This window comes from Plantactinospora sp. KBS50, from assembly GCF_002285795.1.
GTDB lineage: Bacteria > Actinomycetota > Actinomycetes > Mycobacteriales > Micromonosporaceae > KBS50.
In genome coordinates, this window is record NZ_CP022961.1 from 6,513,905 (window position 1) to 6,532,069 (window position 18,165).

Consider the following 18,165-nt stretch of genomic DNA (forward strand, 5'->3'; position numbering starts at 1 on the left):
CGGTTCGGGTGGCGCCGCTCAGACCGGCTGAGCGGCGGTGGCCGCATCCGGATGCCTCGGCGCGGCCCAGGTGACGGTGAGCCCGGCGTCGCCGGTGTAGTCGACGACGACGGTGGCGCCGTCGGTGACGTCGCCGGCCAGCAGCGCCCGGCCGATCCTGGTCTCGACCTCGCGTTGCAGGTACCGGCGTAGCGGCCGGGCACCGTAGACGGGATCGAACCCCTCGGCGGCGACGTGCCGGCGGGCCGCCTCGGTCAGCCGGAGAGTCAGCCGCCGGTCGGCGAGCCGGTTGCGCAGCTCCCGCACGAGCAGGTCCACGACCTTCTCGATCTCGGCCAGCGTCAGCGGCTTGAACAGCACGACGTCGTCGACGCGGTTGAGGAACTCCGGCCGGAAGTGCCGGCGCAGCTCGGTCATCACCTGGCTGCGGGCGTCGTCCTTGATCTCCCCGTCCGGGGTCACTCCGGACAGCAGGTACTGCGAGCCGATGTTGGAGGTCATCACGACGACCGTGTTGCGGAAGTCGACCGTGCGGCCCTGGGCGTCGGTGAGCCGGCCGTCGTCGAGCAGTTGCAGCAGCGTGTTGAACACGTCCGGGTGCGCCTTCTCCACCTCGTCGAACAGCACCACGCTGTACGGCTTGCGGCGTACCGCCTCGGTGAGCTGGCCGCCTTCGTCGTAGCCGACGTAGCCGGGCGGTGCGCCGACGAGCCGGGAGACGGTGTGGCGTTCCTGGTACTCGCTCATGTCGAGACGGATCATGTTGTCCTCGCTGTCGAACAACGCGGCGGCGAGGGTCTTGGCGAGTTCGGTCTTGCCGACGCCGGTGGGGCCGAGGAACAGGAACGAGCCGATCGGCCGGCGCGGGTCCTTCACCCCGGAGCGGGCCCGGATGACGGCGTCGGCGACCAACTGGACGGCCTCGTCCTGGCCGACGACGCGTTCGTGGAGGATCTCGTCGAGCCGGAGCAGCTTCTGCCGCTCGCCCTCGACGAGCCGGGAGACCGGGATGCCGGTCCAGCGGGAGACGATGCCGGCGATCTCGTCGTCGGTGACGACCTCGCGCAGCAGCCGCCGCCGGCCCTGCTTGCCGGCCAGCCGTTCCTCCTCGGCGGCCAGGCGACGCTCAAGCTCGGGCAGCCTGCCGTGCCGCAGTTCCGCCGCCCGGTTGAGGTCGTACGCCCGCTCGGCGGTGTCGGCGTCGTGGCGGACCTGTTCGATCTCCTCCCGCAGGGCCTGGACCTTGCGGATGGCCGAGCGTTCGGCCTGCCACTGCGCGCGCATCGCGTCGACTTCGCCGCGCAGGTCGGCCAGCTCCTTGCGTAGCTGGTCCAGGCGGGCCCTGCTGGCCGGGTCGTCCTCCTTCGCCAGCGCCGCCTCCTCGATCTCCAGTCGGCGCAGCCGCCGGTCGGCCTGGTCCAGCTCGGCCGGCTGGGAGTCGATCTCGGTACGCAGCATGGCGCAGGCCTCGTCGACCAGGTCGATGGCCTTGTCCGGCAGGAACCGGTCCGAGATGTACCGGTGCGACAGGGTGACCGCGGCGACCAGGGCGGCGTCCTGGATGCGCACGCCGTGGAACACCTCCAGGCGGTCCCGAAGGCCACGCAGAATGCTGACCGCGTCCGGCACGCTCGGTTCGTCCACGACGACGGGCTGGAAGCGGCGTTCGAGCGCGGCGTCCTTCTCGATGTGCTTGCGGTACTCGTCCAGGGTGGTGGCGCCGATCATGTGCAGCTCGCCGCGGGCCAGCATGGGCTTGAGCATGTTGCCGGCGTCCATCGCGCCCTCGGATCCGCCGCCCGCGCCGACGACGGTGTGCAGTTCGTCGACGAACAGCAGGATCCGGCCCTCGGCCGCCCTCACCTCGGAGAGCACGGCCTTGAGACGTTCCTCGAACTCGCCGCGGTACTTCGCGCCCGCGACCAGCGAGCCCATGTCGAGCGCGAACACCGTCTTGTCCCGCAGGCCCTCGGGTACGTCGCCGTGGGCGATGCGCTGCGCCAGACCCTCCACGATGGCGGTCTTGCCCACGCCGGGGTCGCCGATGAGCACCGGGTTGTTCTTGGTCTTGCGGGACAGGATCTGCACGACGCGGCGGATCTCGTTGTCCCGCCCGATGACCGGGTCGAGCTTGCCGGCGCGGGCGTCCGCGACCAGGTCGCGGCCGTACTTGTCCAGGGCCTCGTAGGCGACCTCGGGGTTGGCGGAGGTGACTCGCTGGTTGCCGCGGATGCCGGTCAACGCCGAGAGCAGCCGGTCACGGCTCAGGCCGTGCTCGTGCAGCGCCCGCCCGGCCGCGGTCGCCGCGCCCTCCTCGGCCAGCGCGAGCAGCAGGTGCTCGACCGAGACGTACTCGTCCTTCAGGCGCCTGGTCTCCCGTTCCGCGGTGTCCAGCAGTCGCGACAGGCGTTGGGTGACGAACACCTGCCCGGGCTGCGCCCCCGGCCCGGAGACGCGGGGCCGGCGGCCAAGCTCGGCCTCGACCGTGCCGCGGACGGCGTCCGGGTCGGCGCCGGCCTGCGTCAGCAGCCGGGGAGCCAGACCGTCGGGCTGGTCGAGCAGGGCGAGCAGCAGGTGCTCGCCGTCCACCTCGACGTGCCCGAACCGCAGCGCCCTGGTCTGCGCATCGTGCAACGCCTCCTGCGACTTCTGGGTCAACCGGTTGGCGTCCATCAGCTGATCACCTCCGATGTCCTCCTCGGGCGGCCACGTCGTTGCGTACGCGGCGCCCTCTCCAGTTTTTCGACGCGGTTCATGACCGGCTTCCCGCCGCCCCCGCGCGAGCCGCCCGCGGGTCGAAGGCCGAGGTCTGCGCGAGCCGCTGCCACAGCTTTCGCTCCTGCGGCGAGGGCTGGGCCGGGATGACGATCTTCACTTCGGCGTACAGGTCACCGGCCGGCCCCCTGGGGTTGGGCATGCCCCGGCCGCGCAGCCGGAGCCGACGCCCGGACGACGACCCGGCCGGTACCTGCACCTGCACCCGGCCGCCGGGGGTGTCGACCGGCACGCTCGCGCCCAGCGCCGCCTCCCACGGCGCCACCGGCAGCTCGACGGTGATGTCGCGCCCGTCGACCCGGTAGCGCGGGTGCGGGGCGATCCGCACGAGCAGGTAGAGGTCGCCGGGCGGGCCGCCGCCGACGCCGGTGGCGCCCTGACCGGCCAGCCGGATGCGCTGCCCGTCAGCCACCCCGGCCGGGATGGTGACGTCGAAGCTGCGCGGCCCCGACGCGGTCCGCAGGGTGATCCGCCGCTGCCCACCGGCGTAGGCGTCCTCCACGCTCAGCTCGATCTCGGCCTCGCTGTCCGCGCCCGGGGCCGAGACCCGGGTCCGGCGCCCGAATCCACCCGGGCCGCGGGTCCGGCCGCCGAACAGCCCGCCCAGCAGGTCGTCGATGTCCACGCCGCCGAGATCGGCCTCGTCGAACCCGGCGGGACCGCCGGTGTTGACGTACACCCGCCGCCCGCCGGCACCGAACGGGTCGCTGCCGGGCATCGGGCCGTCGTAGTCCTCCGGCACCTGCCGCCACTGCGCACCGTAGCGGTCGTACCGGGAGCGCTTCTTCGGATCGGACAGCACCTCGTACGCCTCGGTGACGTCCTTGAAGCGCTCCTCCGCGCCGGGATCCTTGTTGATGTCCGGGTGGAAGCGGCGGGCCAGCTTGCGGTAGGCGCGCTGAATCTCGTCCTGCCCGGCTGACCGCTCGACTCCCAGCACCCGGTAGTAGTCGGTCGTCGTGGTAGCCACCGCTTCACCTCCCTTACCGACTGTCCCGCTCGTCCGCTTCGTACCGCTCAGCCTCGGCGGCCGGGCGGTGCTGCTCGGACGCCTGGGCCACGGTGACCACCGCCGGGCGCACCAGCGTCCCGTCGGCGGCGGCGTACCCGGCCCGGTGCACGCCGGCCACGGTGCCCGGTTGCAGACCGTCCGCGGCGGGCACCGAACCGGCGGCCTCGTGCCGGGCCGGGTCGAACCTGACCCCGGCCGCGTCGATGCGCTGGAACCCGAGGCCGGCGAGCGCGTCGATCGCCTGGCCGTGCACGGCGCGTACACCGGTGACGATCGCCGTCGGGTCCGCGTCGGCGTGCCGCAACGCCAGCTCCAGGTTGTCCAGCACCGGCAGGAACGCCGCCGCCGTGCGGGCCCGTTCGGCGCGGGTCTGCTCGGCCAGCTGCCGCTCGAACCGCTTGCGCAGGTTGTCCAGTTCGGCCACCGCCCGCCGCCACCGGTCCTCCAGTTCCGTCACCGTCGGCCCGGCGGCCCGCGCGCCCGGTCCGGCCGTGGTGCCGGCCGGCGCGGAGTCCGCGCCGTCCGGCACCCTTGCCTGCGCCGTGGTTGCCGCAGCGTGCGCGTCCTGCGGGCGGGCGTGCTGCTTGGCGCTGGTCATCTCAGGTCACCTCCGATTCGTCGCTCGCCGTGCCGGCGACCCGGTCAGCCGGCCGGGGCGTAGTCGGCGTCGATCACGTCGTCGTCGCTCTGGCCGCCGGCCGGCATACCGGTCCCGCCGTCTCCGGGTGCGCCGCCGCCGGATCCCGGCGCGCTGGTCAGGCCGTGCAGCATCTGCTGCAGATCGGCGGTCAGCGCGTGGACCCGTTCCAGCGGCGCCTCGTCCTTGATCGCCTGCCGGGCGTCCCCGATCAGCATCTCGGCGCGCGCCTTGTCGTGCACGGCCACGCCGTCGCCGAGGTCGGCCAGGCGCCGCTCGACCTGGTAGGCGGCCGAGTCGAGGGTGTTGCGGGCCTCCACGGCCGCACGCAGCCGGGCGTCGTCGGCCCGGTGCTGCTCGGCGTCGGCGACCATCCGGCGCACCTCCGCCTCGTCGAGGGTGCCACTGCCGGAGATCGTGATCTTCTGCTCGCGTCCGGTCGCGGAGTCCTTCGCCGACACGTTGAGGATGCCGTTGGCGTCGATGTCGAAGGTGACCTCGATCTGCGGCACCCCGCGCGGCGCCGGCGGAATGTTCTCCAGCCGCAGCCGGCCCAGCACCCGGTTGTCGGCGGCCTTCTCCCGCTCGCCCTGCAGCACCACGACGTCCACGGCGGGCTGGTTGTCCTCCGCGGTCGTGAAGGTCTCGCTGCGCCGGGTCGGGATGGTGGTGTTGCGCTCGATCAGCCTGGTCATCAACCCGCCCAGCGTTTCGACACCGAGCGACAGCGGCGTGACGTCGAGCAGCAGGACATCCTTGACCTCGCCCTGCAGCACGGCGGCCTGCACGGCGGCGCCGAGCGCGACCACCTCGTCGGGGTTGACCGACATGTTCGGCTCCTTGCCGCCGGTCAGCCGCTTCACCAGGGCCTGCACGGCCGGGATGCGCGTGGAGCCGCCGACCAGGATCACCTCGTCCAGGTCGTTCTCACCGATCTTCGCGTCGGCCAGGGCCTGCCGCACCGGGCCGAGGCACCGCTCCACCAGGTCCGCGGTCAGCTGCTCGAACTTCGCCCGCGTGACGGTCGTGATCAGGTGCTTCGGGCCGGACGCGTCGGCGGTGATGAACGGCAGGTTCACCTGCGTCTGGGCCACCGACGACAGCTCGGTCTTGGCCTTCTCCGCCGCCTCGTAGAGGCGCTGCAGCGCCTGCGGGTCGCTGCGCAGATCGATGCCGTTGTCGCGCTGGAACTCCTGCGCCAGGTGGTCCACGAGGCGGCGGTCGAAGTCGTCGCCGCCCAGGTGGGTGTCGCCCGCGGTGGAGCGCACCTCGACCACCCCGTCGCCGACGTCGAGGATGCTGACGTCGAAGGTGCCGCCGCCCAGGTCGAAGACCAGCACGGTCTCGTGGCCCTTCCTGTCCAGTCCGTACGCGAGCGCGGCGGCGGTGGGCTCGTTGATGATCCGCAGCACGTTGAGGCCCGCGATCCGGCCCGCGGCCTTGGTCGCCTGCCGCTGCGCGTCGTTGAAGTAGGCGGGCACGGTGATCACCGCGTCGGTGACCTTCTCACCCAGGTGCTTGGCCGCGTCGTCGACCAGCTTGCGCAGCACCTGCGCGCTGATCTCCTCCGGCGCGTACTGCTTGCCCCGGACGCTGAACCGCACGGCGCCCTCCGGGCCGGCGGTCACGTCGTACGAGATCTGGTCGGCCTCGGTCTTGATCTCCTCGTGGCGGCGGCCGATGAACCGCTTCGCCGAGGAGATGGTGCCCTTGGGGTTCAGCACCGCCTGCCGGCGGGCGAGCTGCCCGACGAGGCGCTCGCCGGTGTCGGTGAACGCGACCACCGACGGGGTCGTCCGGCTGCCCTCGGCGTTCGCGATCACCTGCGGCCGGTCGCCCTCGTAGACGGCGACCACGGAGTTGGTGGTGCCCAAGTCGATACCAACGGCGCGTCCCATGGTCAACCTCCTTCGCACTGGAGGGAATCGCCGAAGCTCTCGTCATCAAGAGATAAACCTTGAGTCGGGTACTGTCAACTCTCTAGCTATGACCCAGGTCACAACGGACAGGGCTGGCACTCGGGGTAGGCGAGTGCTAAATCATGGATCAGCGCACCTGATCCGGATGCGCGGGGCCGGGACTGATGCAGCCCACCCCCTGTTGATCGAAATCTGCGCCCGCGGCCGGCGTACCGGCCGCGGGCGCAGCCGTCCGCGCGGCCGGTACCCGTGTGGCCGCCGCCGCCCGCATGGCCGGCGCCGCCCGCATGGCCGGCGCCCCGCCGGGACGTGGCGCGTACGCCGCACCGCCGGCGCTGGCCGGAACTCTCCGCGATGCGAACCTTGACGCCGTCAACGGCATCGTTGTATTAGTAATGGCGAGTTGAGTCGATGGCACTCAACTACGGGGTGAGCCCCGGGAACTGGACACCCTTTGGTGAAGGAGCACCAGGGAGGAGATGACCATGCTGATGCGTAGCGACCCGTTCCGCGACATCGACCGCGTGTTCGCCCAGCTGACCGGCACCATCAGCCGGCCCACGGTGATGCACCTCGACGCCGAGCGGGACGGCGACTGGTTCAACGCGTACTTCGACCTGCCCGGCGTCGACCCCGACTCGATCGAGGTGACCGTCGAGCGCAACGTGCTGCAGGTCAAGGCCCAGCGGCAGCGCACCGCCAAGGACGGGGTCGAGACCGTGATCAGTGAGCGGCCGATGGGCGTGTTCAGCCGGCAGCTGTTCCTGGCCGACACCCTCGACACCGACAGGCTCGAGGCCAGCTACGACAACGGCGTCCTCGCGCTGCGGATCCCGGTCTCGGACAAGGCCAAGCCCCGCAAGATCAGCGTGGGCTCCGGCAACTCCGGCCGCAAGCAGATCAAGGGCTGAGTCTCGCGGCCACCGCGCCGCCCGCAACGACCTTTCTCCCGGTCGCCTCCGAGGCGGTCCGGCACCCCCACCGGGGTGCCGGACCGCGACCGGCCCCTCATCACCAGCGCCCGGCGGACGACCCCGCGGGGCACACTGTGGACACACCTGTGGAGGAGGAGATGACGCTTCCGGTTCTGCGATCGAACACCGCCCCGGCGGACTACGAGCCGCTGCGCGAGTTCGCCGCGTTGCAGCAGCGGATGACCGCCCTGCTGTCCACCGTCCTGGACGGCAACCCCCTCACCGGTACCGGCACCGGCTGGACCCCGCTGGCCGACGTCACCGAGACCGACGACGCCTACCTGGTCGAGATCGACCTGCCCGGCGTCAACCGCAGGGACCTGACCGTCGAGGTCGCCGGCCACCAACTCCGGGTCAGCGGCGAGATCGTCGAGAAGGAGAAGGTCGGCTGGCTGCGGCACCGCACCCGCCGCGTCGGCCGGTTCAGCTACCAGACGCTGCTGCCCGGCGGCATCGAGGCCGAGCGGATCAGCGCCGACCTGGCCGACGGCGTGCTCAGCGTGCGCGTGCCCAAGACCGACGCGGCCAGGCCCCGCCGGATCGCCGTCAACACCGGCTGACCCCGCAGTAGCCCCCGTGCCGTTCTGACTGATTCGCCTTGAGAAGGGAGGACACCGCCATGATGCCGACCCTCGGTGCCACCACCGCCACCACCGCTGCCACGCCCACGCAGCGGGCCGTGGCCCTCTACCCCACCTACACCGCCGCGGAACAGGCCGTCGACTACCTGTCCGACCGGCACTTCCCGGTCGAGCACGTGGCCATCGTCGGCCGGGGCCTGCACAGCTACGAGCAGGTCACCGGCCGGCTCACCCACACCACCGCGGCCGCGTACCAGGCCCTCGGCGGCGCCGTGCTCGGCGCGTTGTTCGGCTGGATCCTCGGCCTGTTCAACCTCGTCAACCCGCTGGTCTCCGCGCTGCTGCTCGCCGTCTACGGGGCGATCATCGGCGCCGTCCTGGGTGGGCTGCTCGGACTGGTCGCGCACGCGATCACCGGTGGTCGCCGCGACTTCGCCTCCATCCGCGGGCTCCGCGCAGACAGCTACGAACTCCTCGTCGACGACGCCCACGCCGAGCGCGCCGCCGGCCTGCTGGCCGCCCCCGACGCCCCGGCACGCGACTGACCACGACACCCCGGTGCCCGGCCACCGCCTGCCCGCGGAGGCCGGGCACCGGCGCACGCCAGCGGTGGCCGGTGGCCCGGCCACCGCTGTGCCCGGCGGCGCGCCATGACCGGCAGCGGCCCCGCAGCGCCACGGCGGTGCGGGCCGAGCACAGCGGGGCGGTGCGGGCCGGCGGTGCGGGCCGAACGCGGTCAGGAGCCGGCGAGCGCCGTCACCGGGGGCATCCGGGCGGCGCGGATCGCCGGATACAGGCCGGCGACGACGCCGACCGGGAGCGGTACGAGCAGCCCGCCCAGCCAGCCGACCGAGGGGATCACGACCGGCCAGTCCTGCCCCACCGCGTACGCAGCGGCGGCGAGCGAGCCCAAATGGCGGCTGCCGTACTAAGACGTCCACCAGGCCAAAGTGTTCTCACACTGCGCGCCCAAGACCGGGATCGTCCCGTTCATGACCCTGGTCGAGCAGGTCATGACCCAAGAACCCTACGCCTCGGCGAAACGGGTGTTCTGGGTGGTCGACAACGGCTCCTCGCACCGCGGCCAGGCCGCGATCGACCGCCTCGCGAAACGGTTCCCGAACGCGGTCATGATCCACACCCCGGTCCACGCCTCGTGGGTCAACCAGATCGAAATCTACTTCTCGATCGTCCAGCGCAAGGTCCTGACACCCAACGACTTCACCAGCCTTGACCAGGTCGAAGACCGACTCACCGCCTTCGAGCAGCGCTACAACGCAACCGCCCGGCCCTTCAGATGGAAGTTCACCCCGGCCGACCTCGAGGACCTCATGGCCCGGATCGAGCGACACGAACAGAAAGAGCAGAACCTCCAACAACCTCCCGGCTGCGATCACCAGCCTGCCGCGTTAGCCCTGGCCGCATAACCCCGAAGTACTTCCGGCTCGGACCACTAAGCCGCGGCTGTCGGGATTTGAACCACGTTGCGCGCCGCGAGGTGAGTACCCGGCCTGAGTGTTTCCGCGGATGCCGTCTCTCGGCGCTTTCGTTAGCTTGCGAACCCAGGCCGATCGAGTCCAACCGAAGGTGGATGCTTCGATGCAGATTCTCATACCCGCGATCGTCGTCGTCGCGGTCGTCACAATTAGCGGGATCGCTGTGCTGCAACAGCGGAATCGTGCATCGTCGCCAACGGCCACCGTGGAGGCGTCCAAGCCGGAAAAGTTTCGCGTGGTCGCACTCGGCGCTCAGGAGACCGGCAAGACCGTGTTCCTCGCGAGTATGTTCCACACCCTGAGAACCGAATTGGATGACGGCAGCTTCCGGTTACGTACCGATCTGCCGGCCTCCGCTGAACTCAGCGGGATATATGAACGTCTGCGCGACCCGGCGGCAACCTGGCCGCCCGGCACTCTTCCCGGCAATTCCCGATCCTTCGAGTTCACCTGCGTCGGCTCGTACGAGGGCCGGGAGTACCCCATCCTCACGTTCGAATACCTTGACTACGCTGGCGAGATTCTCACCGGCGCACAAGTTCCGGCAGACGCCCCCAACCAGCATGGACGCAGCCAAGTCGACCTGGAGCAACGTGTGCAGACCGCCCACGCGGTCTTCGGCATCGTCGACGGTCAGCGGGTGATCGAGTACCTGCGAGGCGAGCGTCGCGGCGTCGTCTACATCGAGAACCGCATTCTCCCGATGGTCGACATGATGCGGAGTGCGCTGTGCCCGGCTCACTTCATATTGACGAAGTGGGATCTCTTCGACGACGTCTATTCCGGCGTCGACGAGAACTGTCGGCTGCAGCAGGTGCGCGACGACGTACTGCTGAAACAACCAGCGATTCGCAACATGATCAACTTCCGCCGCGCGAACCAGCGCATCGTCCGCCTGCTACCGGTGAGCGCGATCGGGCGGCATTTCGCGACGATCGACGAAACCGGAGAGATGCGCAAGCGCGCCGACGGTGAGCTCCGGCCGGTCAATGTCGAGATGCCGCTCTGCGCGGTCATACCCGACCTGTACGTGCAGATCGAGTCGCGGCTCGCCCGGGAGACCGAGGAGCAGATCCGAGCACAGGCCCGCCGCCTCTCGCATCTCTCCATCGCCGAGACGGCGTCCGCGGTCGGTAAGTTCCTGGCCCGCCCGGCGGGGATGGTGGTGCGGTCGGCGGCCGAACTCGCGATCGGCCGGAACGCGTTCAGCTCCGGCGTCGCCGACATGTTCGTCGAGTGGGTTGGAAGACCGTTCGATCGCCGGATGGAGCGGGTGGACGCGATCGTCACGGACGCCCAGGCCGGGGCCGCAGAGGCGCGGCTCGCCCGTAGCCTCGTGCTGGACGAGTTCCGCGACAAGATGACAGCCCTGAAGGCGACCCTTCCCGCGTCCAATCTGACCGCCCGGAACCTGCGTTGACCGGACAGGAGCTCGGGCGGGGATGGCCGTTTCTGATCGGACGTGGGCGAGAACTCGGTTACCGGCTGTTGATGGCGCCCGATTTCTTGGTGCGGAGCGGCGAGAGCGACGCGCTCTTCGGCCTCGTCCGCGGTGAGGACGAGACCCTCCGGCCGCAGGTCGCCGTGCTCGACGAGCCGCAGAGCGGCGCGCTGTGCGCGGTGTTCCATGTCCGGGGCGTGTGGCGCGCGGATCTGGACGACGACGCTCCCGGCGACGCGCCCGCGCTGGACGGATCGGGACGACCGCTCATCCTGGTGTTCGGGTTCGTCGGCCGGGGCTCAGCCGTTACCGATCTGGACGAACGCGACCTCGACCTCGCGTGGGAGTCGGCGAGGGCGGTCTATCGTCGGTTTCACCGGGACGAGCTGGCGTTCGCGGGCGTCTCGGCCACGCCGTTCCCGCTGCGGTCGACGATCACGCCGCACGCGCCCGGATCCGTAGCCGCCCGATCGGTCGCAGCCGAGCCCCCGCGCACGACCGGCCGTCGGTCCCGCGCACTGACCTCCGCGGCATTCGGCGCCCTCGTCATGCTCCTCGTCCTGTCCGGAGTCACCGCCGGAGTCATCGCCGCCCGGCGCGGACAGCGCGTTGTGGTACCCGCCCTCACTGGTCGGACGCTCAGCGAAGCGCAAGCCCACCTCCGCGACGCCGACCTCGAGTCTAAGCTGATCCGACGATCCGACTGCTCCGACGATCTCGTACACGACCAAAATCCGGCGAACGGCGCCCGGGTCGACCCGCACAGCACGGTCACACTGACGGTGTGCGCACCGACGGCCAGCGGCCGCTGACCTGACCGCACGGTGGTCGCGGCGAGCCGCGACCACCGTCCCGAGCGGCGCGCTAGTGCTGCACCGCATTAGTTCGTCGGGGGTGATGCGGCCTTGGGCAGGGTTCCGTCGTAGGTCCATCGATAGGGTTTCGCGGTGGTGTTCTTCTTGATCACATAGCTTTCGATCTTCTCGATGAGGTCGTCGCGTGAGCTGAAGTCGCCATGGCGTACGACCCGGCGGGTCAGCGCGGATAAGTACAGCTCGATCTGGTTGAGCCAGGAGGCGTGGACCGGGGTCCGGTGCACGTGCCAGCGGGATGGGCTGCCAGCCAGGCCCGGGTGGCTTTCGCGACGTGTGAGGACCCGTTGTCCAGCACAACGTGAATCTGTTTGGCCGGGTCGATGACGGTGTCGAGCATGGTCACGAACCATTGGAGGTCACCGAGTCGTTGCGCCCGATCGGCTCGGTGATCACCTGGCCGGTCTGGACGTCAAGGGCCGCGACGATCGATACGGTGCCGTGCCGGACGTAGTCGAACTCCTGACGGGCCGGCCTGCCCGGCCGGGCGAGGCGGCCGGGATGCTTGCGGGAGCGGGCGGCGATCGCGGTCTTCTCATCGATGGACAGGGTTGAGATAGAGGTCGCAGATGCCGGCGGTCCGGGTCCAGAACACCGGGTCGTCCTTGCGGGTGAGCCAGCCACGGACCCGGTAGGGCCGCAGATCGCAGTCGGCCAGGATCCGCCCGACCTGGGACGGTGAGATCCCGGTGCCGGTCATATGCTCAGCGATCAGCCGATGCGACCAGGTCGACTCCGGGCCCGGTGGCGCCGACGTCGCGATCGCGACCGCCTGGACACGAACCTCGGGACCATGCCGGCGGGGCCGCCCGGACCGTTTCGCGTCGCTCAGCCCGGCCAGCCCACCGACGGCGAACCGGGACCGCCACTTACGGACCGTGTCGACACCGACGTCCAGGCCGGCGGCGATCTGGGCGTTCGGTGTCCCGGCAGCGGCCGCCAGGACGATCTTCGCCCGTAACACCGCCCGGGCCTGGGCACGCCCTGACCGGGCGGTCCGGGACAGCCGCTGCCGGGTCTGCTCGTCCAACGTGACCATGACCGCTGCCGTCTTCACCACGAACCCCGTACCTGTCCCGAAAGCCGACCCGACCGTGGAAAGATCATCGCCGATCATGGTGTGACAGCGGCGGGCACGGCAGCATGGAGCCCATGGCCCGCCGGAACCCGCCCGAGTCGATGCAGCATCACCTGCGGCAACGCCTCAACGAGTACGCCCACGATCGCTGGCCGCAACTGGACAGCGTGCAGATCCGCTACCGGGCCGGGTTCGCCTACCTCGACGGTGTCCTGCCCGGCGGACAGATCCAGCCGCTATGCCGGCTGCGGTTCGCCGGCGTCCTGCACACCTGGGGCTTCGCGATCTACCTCGCCAGCCGCGACGGCTACCAGGACAACATCCTGCCTTCCGGACTACCGGCAGGCAGCCCGGAAGAAGCCCTCGACTGCGCCTGCGGCCTCTACCTCAACGACCCGACCGCCTGGCTCACACCCCCGACGAACTAACGCGGTGCAGCACTAGCCGTTCTGCGTGTCGCGGCGCCGCAGCAGGCCGATGCCGAGCGTCATCAGCGCGAGGGAGGTCAGCCACGGCGGAACCGCGCGGCTGAGGAGGTCCAGCACGAGCACGACGAGGACGAGCGCTGCAACCGCGAGCCCGGTCCGGCGGAGGACGCGCGTGCGCCACAGCACGACCCCGACGAGGACGATTCCGAGCATGAGCGACCAGGTGCTTGCGTAGCTCGCGACCAGAGATGCCGAGTAGGCGGAACTGTCGCCGAGAACGCCGTCCCGGAAGCCGGCGGCGACGGCGCGCAGCACGAACACGGCAATGCCGGCGACCGCTGACGCGACGGCGAGGTCCTCGGGCGATCAGGATCGTCCGGCCGGCCCGGAGCCGGCCGGCGAGCAGGAACAGCGCGGCGGCACAGTACACGCTCGCCACCGCGAAGAGCCCCCATTGGGCGATCCACGCGAAGCGGATCGCCTCCATCTGTCCCGGCGTCAGATCGGCAGCGCGGTCTACCCCGGAACCGGACATGATGCTGACGACCACCGCGACCCACGCGACGGCCGGTACGGGCGCGAGAGCGGGGGGCCAGCGGACTCTCGAGGTTCGGTACCGACACGAGCAGTTTCTGAGCTGGTCATGGTGTGATCCGTTCAGGCTGGTGAGCGGGGTTGAGTCGACGGCCGCGGAGGAAGACGGCGCGGATACGATGAAGGGCGCCGAGGTCTTCGAGCGGGTTACCGTCGACGGCGAGAACGTCGGCGTCGAAGCCCGCAGCCAACCGACCCTTCCGGTGCGCCAGGCCACAGACCTCAGCGGCGCGCACGGTCACCGTGCTCAGTGCGACCGTCGGCGACATGCCCATCCCGACCAGGTCGGCGACCGCGTACCGGGCGACGTCGTGCGGCTTGATCGGTCCGATGCCCGCATCCGTTCCCGCCACGATCGGCGCTCCGGCTTCGTGGAGGCGGCGGAGGTTGTCTCGGAGCGCCGGCAGATGCCGCGCGATGTGGGGCGGCGGTGTCATGCCGGGAATCGGCCGGACGCCGATCGTCGCGCCGATGATGATGCGCCGCCGTGCCAGCACACCGATGAGCTCGTCGGTGGCGTGCGGCCCGTCCGGCGTGAGGAACGACGCGTGCTCGATGCCGTCCACGCCGCTGTCGGCGGCGAGGGCGATCTCGGCGGGACCATGGGCGTGGGCTGTCACCGGCAGTCCGTGGCGGTGGGCCTCGGTGACGATGGCACCGAGCTCCCCGGCGCTGAACTGCGCGCGGGTCGGATCACTCCCAGGTGTCAAGTAGCCTCCGCCGGCCATCACCTTGATGACGTCGACCCCGCGCTCGGCGTGCGCCCGGACCGCCTCGATCACCGCCGGTATTCCCCGCACTGCGCCACCGAGGTCGGCGCAGTGCCCGCCGGGGCTGGTCATCGGTGGACCGGCCGCGAGGATCGTCGGCATTTCGTCACCGCCCGGACGCTCGCGCAGGGTCAGTGCGAGGTAACCGAGCGCGCCCAGGTCCCGCACCGTCGTGACGCCACCCGCAGCGGCGATTCTGGCCGCGGTGGTCATCGCGTCCAGCGCGGCGTCGTGGTCGCGGGCGGCGAGGGAGCCCAGTGGGTCCGGGCCGGCGTCGAAGGCGAGATGGACGTGGGTGTCTATCAGGCCGGGCAGCAGTGTGGTCCCGCCCAGGTCGACGACGTCGGCGCCGGGCGGTAGCTCGTCGGCGTCGACGACCGCGGCAACCGTGCCGCCGTCGATCAGGAGCGCGGGCCGCACTAGGCTGAGTATTGACGTCCCGTCGAAGATCCGGTCCGCGCGGACGGCGGTGAGGCGTGGTCGGTCAGAGAGGTGTATCCGATCGGTTGTCATGCCGTTCAGGCTGTCCCGGCGGCCACCCCGGTTCATCCGGGCAATCACTCACCTGCGGTACTCATCCCGGCTCGCCGCCCAAGTCGCGATCTGCGTCCGCGTGCGGAAGCCGAGTTTCGTCAGCACGTGCTGCACGTGGTTCTCCGCCGTTCGCTCGGCGATGCCGAGCACCGCAGCGATGTCCCGGTTGGTCAGCCCCTGCCGCACCAGCCGGGCGACCTCGTTCTCCCGTGCGGTGAGCGGCCCGGCCGGCCGCCTCCCTCCCGCATCCAGCATTATTCGGACTTTATGCAGCAGCGGTGCCATCCCGAGGCGCTCCGCCGTCGAGGCAGCGACGGTGGCCAGCGCGATGGCTTCCTCGCGGTCTCCGGAGCGCTGCCGTGCGGTCAACGCGCGGGCCAGTTCGTAGCGAGCCAACGCGGTGAACGGTTCGAGGCCGGTCTCGTCGTTGACGCGAGCGGCGGTCCGCAGGTGCCGGACGGCGTCCTCGGTGCGCCCCAGCGCGGCCGCCGCGACGCCGAGCGGCAGCCGGACCGATCCGTGGATCGCCACCGATCCGGCGCCACCGCAGATCATCAGGTCGGCGTGCGGGAGAAGTAGGGCGTAGGCTTCCTGGATCGCGGGACGATCGCCGAAGAACGCGGCGATCTCGGCCAGGCCGGCGACGTAGCTCAGCCGGGCGAACGACGGCACCGTGAGCGGCCGGGGCAGCCCCCGATAGATGGCGTGGGCGTCCTCGACGCGCCCTAGCGCCAGGTACCAGAAGGCGACCGTCCCGTGGAGAGCGGTGACATCGGGCCAGTCCGTCAACGCCCGGCCGACGGGCAGCGACGGCTCCCCGGTTAGCGACGCCGTGAGCGTCAGCATCGCGAGCAGCGCGTAGACACCGCCGTCGTGGCCGGCACGCTCAGCTAGCCGGATGGCGGTGACCGCGTCGGCCTGTGCCGCTGCGAACCGTCCCCGGCCGTAGTCGAGCGCTGCTCGGCTCCGGGCGAGATGCCAGACGACGATCGGGTTCCGCAGCCGCTCGCTGAGCTGCTCGATAGCCATGAGTTCTCGGTCGGCGTCGACGATCCTGCCGAGTTGCGCGTACGCGTCGAACCGCCAGAGGCACCCCCAGAACCGCGCGTCGTCGTCGCCGGTGCGGCGCCCCAGTTCGAACATCCGGGAGCCGATCTCGACGCGGTCCGGCGCGCCTTCCGGCCCTGCGCACGCCACCTGCCGCGCGCGCAGCGCGGCAGCGATCGCCTGCGGATCGGCGACGCGCTCCGCCATCGCGAGTGCCGCACGCGAGAGCTCGTCGGTGCGCGGCGAACTCTGCATCTCCGAGACGACGTCATCAACCGCGAGCTGGGCGAGCACGCGAGCACGCAACGGCGAGTCGCGGTCCGGTAGCAGCGCCAGCGCCTCCTCCGCCAGTGCTTTTCCGCGCTTCGCCCAGACCACGTCGGTGTAGCCGCCGACCGCGATCGCCACCCGGCCGAGAGCCTCCGCGTCTCCGCTCTCGCGGGCCAGCTCAGCGCAGCGCAGCAGGCCGCTTGTCGCCGCGGCGACGTCGTAGGCCCGCAGGTGGGAAACGGCCAACCCGTACTGGAGGCGGTACCGATCCCCGACCGGGGCCGACGTCCGGTCAGCGACCTCCAGCGCCCGCCCGTACCAGTCCGCGGCGTCTTCCCACGCCAGCTGGTCTCTGGCCTGATCAGCCGCCCGCTCGGCCCAGGTCAGCGCCAGCGCCGGGTGCCCGTGCGGCAGCGCGGCCAGCGCGTGCCCGGCGATCTCCGCCGACCGCAGCTCGGAATCGCCCACTCCCGCTAGATAGCCAGCTGCCCGACGATGCAATTCCAGCCGGGACACCGTCGGCAGGTCGAGCCGCACCACCTCGCGAATGAGATCGTGACCGAACCGGTGTCCGTCGGCGACCAGCAGGCCCGCACCCACGGCATCGTCCACGGAGGTAAAGACGTCGGCCAGCGGCTGACCCGTCAAGTCGGCCACCGCCTCCGGATCCGACGCGTCGCCGAGCACACAAACGGCACCCAGAACGTCGCGGGTCCGGACGTCGATCCGGGCTAGCCGGTCACGTACCACATCGAGCACTCCGTCCGGGAGGGCGGACTCCGGATCGCCCCCGGCGTCGGCGAGAAGCCTGCCCAGCTCGCCCACGAAGAAGGGATTGCCGAGCGTCCGCCTACTTACCGCCGAAGAGATCCGTGGATCGACGTCCGCGCCGGTCAGCGCGGCCAGCGCGGCGGCGACCTCGGTCTCGCTGAGCCCCACCAGGCGGACGCGGGCCAGCGCGGAGCTGCGGGCGAGTGCCGCGAGAGTCCGACGCAGCGGTTCCCGTCCGACGGTCTCGGTGTCGCGGTAGGTGGCCAGTACGACGACCGGCGCCTGCTCGTCGCCGAGCCGATCGGCGAAATAGCTCAGCAGTTGCATAGAGGTGGGGTCGGCCCACTGGAGGTCGTCGAGCGTGATGACGAGGCCGTCACCGGCCGCACCCAGGAGCGCACCCGTGACGGCTTCGAACGCCTGGAATCGGTCGGCACCCGCAACGGGTTGGAACGGCGCACCCAATGTGCGCAGCACCTGGCGGAACATCCAGTACGGCGGCGTCCCGGTATCTTCTGCCGCGCGTGCCCGGACACAGCGGACACCACGCCGCCGCACCGGCGCCAGCGCCTCCTGCACGAGCCGGCTCTTGCCGATACCAGGCTCGCCGACCACCAGCACGATCTGCGGCGCGCCGCCGAGCGCAGCGGCGATCCGCGCCTCGACCAGTGCCAACTCCGAACGCCTGCCGACGAACGACTCCGCCCCACCACCCACGCCCCTATCGTCGCCGACCTGGGCGGCACCGCTCAACCGTCATCGTGCATTCCAGCACGAGGGAGGAGCGCCGGCAGCCGGTGTCTTTCGCGCTGCGCGGGCGGCATGCTATTCGGCCATCCCGTCAAGTCGAGCATGCCGTTGGCTTCGCCCATCTACGCCGCGGGCCGCGACACTCCCTCGGCGTCGATCGCAAGGCTCCACGCGGCGGCGGGGATGAACGGGATGACCGCGCCCGTCGGAACACCG

At 70.9% G+C, this 18,165-nt stretch carries 17 protein-coding genes; 7 read left to right on the top strand and 10 right to left on the bottom strand.

The genetic code is table 11. The features are described from left to right. Positions 1-18 precede the first annotated feature (18 nt). From clpB to dnaK, 4 genes are all read right to left on the bottom strand, one after another. A complete protein-coding gene (gene clpB / locus CIK06_RS28190; protein ID WP_095567331.1) occupies positions 19-2,673 on the bottom strand; it encodes an ATP-dependent chaperone ClpB in 2,655 nt (884 codons plus the stop codon). Positions 2,674-2,752: 79 nt separating this feature from the next. Further along, the gene (locus CIK06_RS28195) at positions 2,753-3,745 is read right to left on the bottom strand and encodes a DnaJ C-terminal domain-containing protein (protein ID WP_095567332.1); all 993 of its coding nucleotides are present in this window, start codon (positions 3,743-3,745) and stop codon (positions 2,753-2,755) included. A 13-nt stretch (positions 3,746-3,758) separates the two neighbouring features. Then, positions 3,759-4,385: a nucleotide exchange factor GrpE gene (locus tag CIK06_RS28200; protein WP_095567333.1), complete on the bottom strand. Its 627-nt coding sequence runs from the start codon at positions 4,383-4,385 to the stop codon at positions 3,759-3,761. Between the two features lie 44 nt (positions 4,386-4,429). Beyond that, the gene (gene dnaK / locus CIK06_RS28205; protein WP_095567334.1) at positions 4,430-6,322 is read right to left on the bottom strand and encodes a molecular chaperone DnaK; all 1,893 of its coding nucleotides are present in this window, start codon (positions 6,320-6,322) and stop codon (positions 4,430-4,432) included. A gap of 506 nt (positions 6,323-6,828) precedes the next feature. On the opposite strand from dnaK, the gene CIK06_RS28210 reads away from it, so the two are divergent. The 3 genes from CIK06_RS28210 to CIK06_RS28220 all read left to right on the top strand — a co-directional run bounded on the left by CIK06_RS28210 (position 6,829) and on the right by CIK06_RS28220 (position 8,443). Continuing rightward, positions 6,829-7,254 (top strand): Hsp20/alpha crystallin family protein, encoded by a 426-nt coding sequence (locus CIK06_RS28210; RefSeq protein WP_095568207.1) that lies wholly within the window; start codon positions 6,829-6,831, stop codon positions 7,252-7,254. Between the two features lie 161 nt (positions 7,255-7,415). Next, positions 7,416-7,877: an Hsp20/alpha crystallin family protein gene (locus CIK06_RS28215; RefSeq protein WP_095568208.1), complete on the top strand. Its 462-nt coding sequence runs from the start codon at positions 7,416-7,418 to the stop codon at positions 7,875-7,877. A 59-nt stretch (positions 7,878-7,936) separates the two neighbouring features. Next, positions 7,937-8,443 (top strand): general stress protein, encoded by a 507-nt coding sequence (locus CIK06_RS28220; protein ID WP_095567335.1) that lies wholly within the window; start codon positions 7,937-7,939, stop codon positions 8,441-8,443. 191 nt (positions 8,444-8,634) lie between these two features. On the opposite strand, the gene CIK06_RS32065 is transcribed toward CIK06_RS28220, so the two are convergent. After that, positions 8,635-8,760 carry an ABC transporter permease gene (locus tag CIK06_RS32065; RefSeq protein ID WP_198348041.1) on the bottom strand — a complete coding sequence of 42 codons (126 nt, stop codon included), beginning with the start codon at positions 8,758-8,760 and terminating at the stop codon, positions 8,635-8,637. A 130-nt stretch (positions 8,761-8,890) separates the two neighbouring features. Between CIK06_RS32065 and CIK06_RS28225 the strand changes: the two genes are divergently transcribed. The 3 genes from CIK06_RS28225 (at position 8,891) to CIK06_RS28235 (ending at position 11,647) form a co-directional block, all read left to right on the top strand. Continuing rightward, positions 8,891-9,325: a transposase gene (locus CIK06_RS28225; protein ID WP_198348042.1), complete on the top strand. Its 435-nt coding sequence runs from the start codon at positions 8,891-8,893 to the stop codon at positions 9,323-9,325. Positions 9,326-9,497: 172 nt separating this feature from the next. Continuing rightward, positions 9,498-10,814 carry a hypothetical protein gene (locus tag CIK06_RS28230; protein ID WP_095567336.1) on the top strand — a complete coding sequence of 439 codons (1,317 nt, stop codon included), beginning with the start codon at positions 9,498-9,500 and terminating at the stop codon, positions 10,812-10,814. Next, entirely contained in the window at positions 10,811-11,647 is an 837-nt protein-coding gene (locus tag CIK06_RS28235; RefSeq protein WP_157756986.1) for a PASTA domain-containing protein, read from the top strand. Before CIK06_RS28230 ends, CIK06_RS28235 begins: the two co-directional genes overlap by 4 nt. Positions 11,648-11,715: 68 nt before the next feature. Here CIK06_RS28235 and CIK06_RS31795 read toward each other — a convergent pair whose 3' ends face one another. Continuing rightward, on the bottom strand, positions 11,716-11,934 hold the full coding sequence (locus tag CIK06_RS31795; RefSeq protein ID WP_232533912.1) for a hypothetical protein: 219 nt from the start codon (positions 11,932-11,934) through the stop codon (positions 11,716-11,718). A 308-nt stretch (positions 11,935-12,242) separates the two neighbouring features. Beyond that, positions 12,243-12,764 (bottom strand): helix-turn-helix domain-containing protein, encoded by a 522-nt coding sequence (locus CIK06_RS31800; RefSeq protein WP_232533913.1) that lies wholly within the window; start codon positions 12,762-12,764, stop codon positions 12,243-12,245. Between the two features lie 95 nt (positions 12,765-12,859). On the opposite strand from CIK06_RS31800, the gene CIK06_RS28245 reads away from it, so the two are divergent. Further along, positions 12,860-13,213 (top strand): hypothetical protein, encoded by a 354-nt coding sequence (locus CIK06_RS28245; protein WP_095568209.1) that lies wholly within the window; start codon positions 12,860-12,862, stop codon positions 13,211-13,213. Positions 13,214-13,225: 12 nt separating this feature from the next. Here the strand turns inward: CIK06_RS28245 and CIK06_RS28250 are convergent, their stop codons facing one another. The 3 genes from CIK06_RS28250 to CIK06_RS28260 all read right to left on the bottom strand — a co-directional run bounded on the left by CIK06_RS28250 (position 13,226) and on the right by CIK06_RS28260 (position 17,874). Beyond that, on the bottom strand, positions 13,226-13,534 hold the full coding sequence (locus CIK06_RS28250) for a hypothetical protein (protein ID WP_095567338.1): 309 nt from the start codon (positions 13,532-13,534) through the stop codon (positions 13,226-13,228). A 320-nt stretch (positions 13,535-13,854) separates the two neighbouring features. Further along, positions 13,855-15,090, bottom strand: a complete 1,236-nt coding sequence (locus CIK06_RS28255) for an amidohydrolase family protein (RefSeq protein WP_095568210.1) — start codon at positions 15,088-15,090, stop codon at positions 13,855-13,857. A 48-nt stretch (positions 15,091-15,138) separates the two neighbouring features. Further along, positions 15,139-17,874 carry an AAA family ATPase gene (locus CIK06_RS28260; protein WP_198348043.1) on the bottom strand — a complete coding sequence of 912 codons (2,736 nt, stop codon included), beginning with the start codon at positions 17,872-17,874 and terminating at the stop codon, positions 15,139-15,141. Positions 17,875-18,165 lie beyond the last annotated feature (291 nt).

Coding starts and splice junctions, on each gene's coding strand:
- clpB (WP_095567331.1), bottom strand. CDS start 2,673: ATGGACGCCAACCGGTTGACCCAGAAGTCGCAGGAGGCGTTGCACGAT.
- CIK06_RS28200 (WP_095567333.1), bottom strand. CDS start 4,385: ATGACCAGCGCCAAGCAGCACGCCCGCCCGCAGGACGCGCACGCTGCG.
- dnaK (WP_095567334.1), bottom strand. CDS start 6,322: ATGGGACGCGCCGTTGGTATCGACTTGGGCACCACCAACTCCGTGGTC.
- CIK06_RS28210 (WP_095568207.1), top strand. CDS start 6,829: ATGCTGATGCGTAGCGACCCGTTCCGCGACATCGACCGCGTGTTCGCC.
- CIK06_RS28215 (WP_095568208.1), top strand. CDS start 7,416: ATGACGCTTCCGGTTCTGCGATCGAACACCGCCCCGGCGGACTACGAG.
- CIK06_RS28220 (WP_095567335.1), top strand. CDS start 7,937: ATGATGCCGACCCTCGGTGCCACCACCGCCACCACCGCTGCCACGCCC.
- CIK06_RS28225 (WP_198348042.1), top strand. CDS start 8,891: ATGACCCTGGTCGAGCAGGTCATGACCCAAGAACCCTACGCCTCGGCG.
- CIK06_RS28230 (WP_095567336.1), top strand. CDS start 9,498: ATGCAGATTCTCATACCCGCGATCGTCGTCGTCGCGGTCGTCACAATT.
- CIK06_RS28245 (WP_095568209.1), top strand. CDS start 12,860: ATGGCCCGCCGGAACCCGCCCGAGTCGATGCAGCATCACCTGCGGCAA.
- CIK06_RS28255 (WP_095568210.1), bottom strand. CDS start 15,090: ATGACAACCGATCGGATACACCTCTCTGACCGACCACGCCTCACCGCC.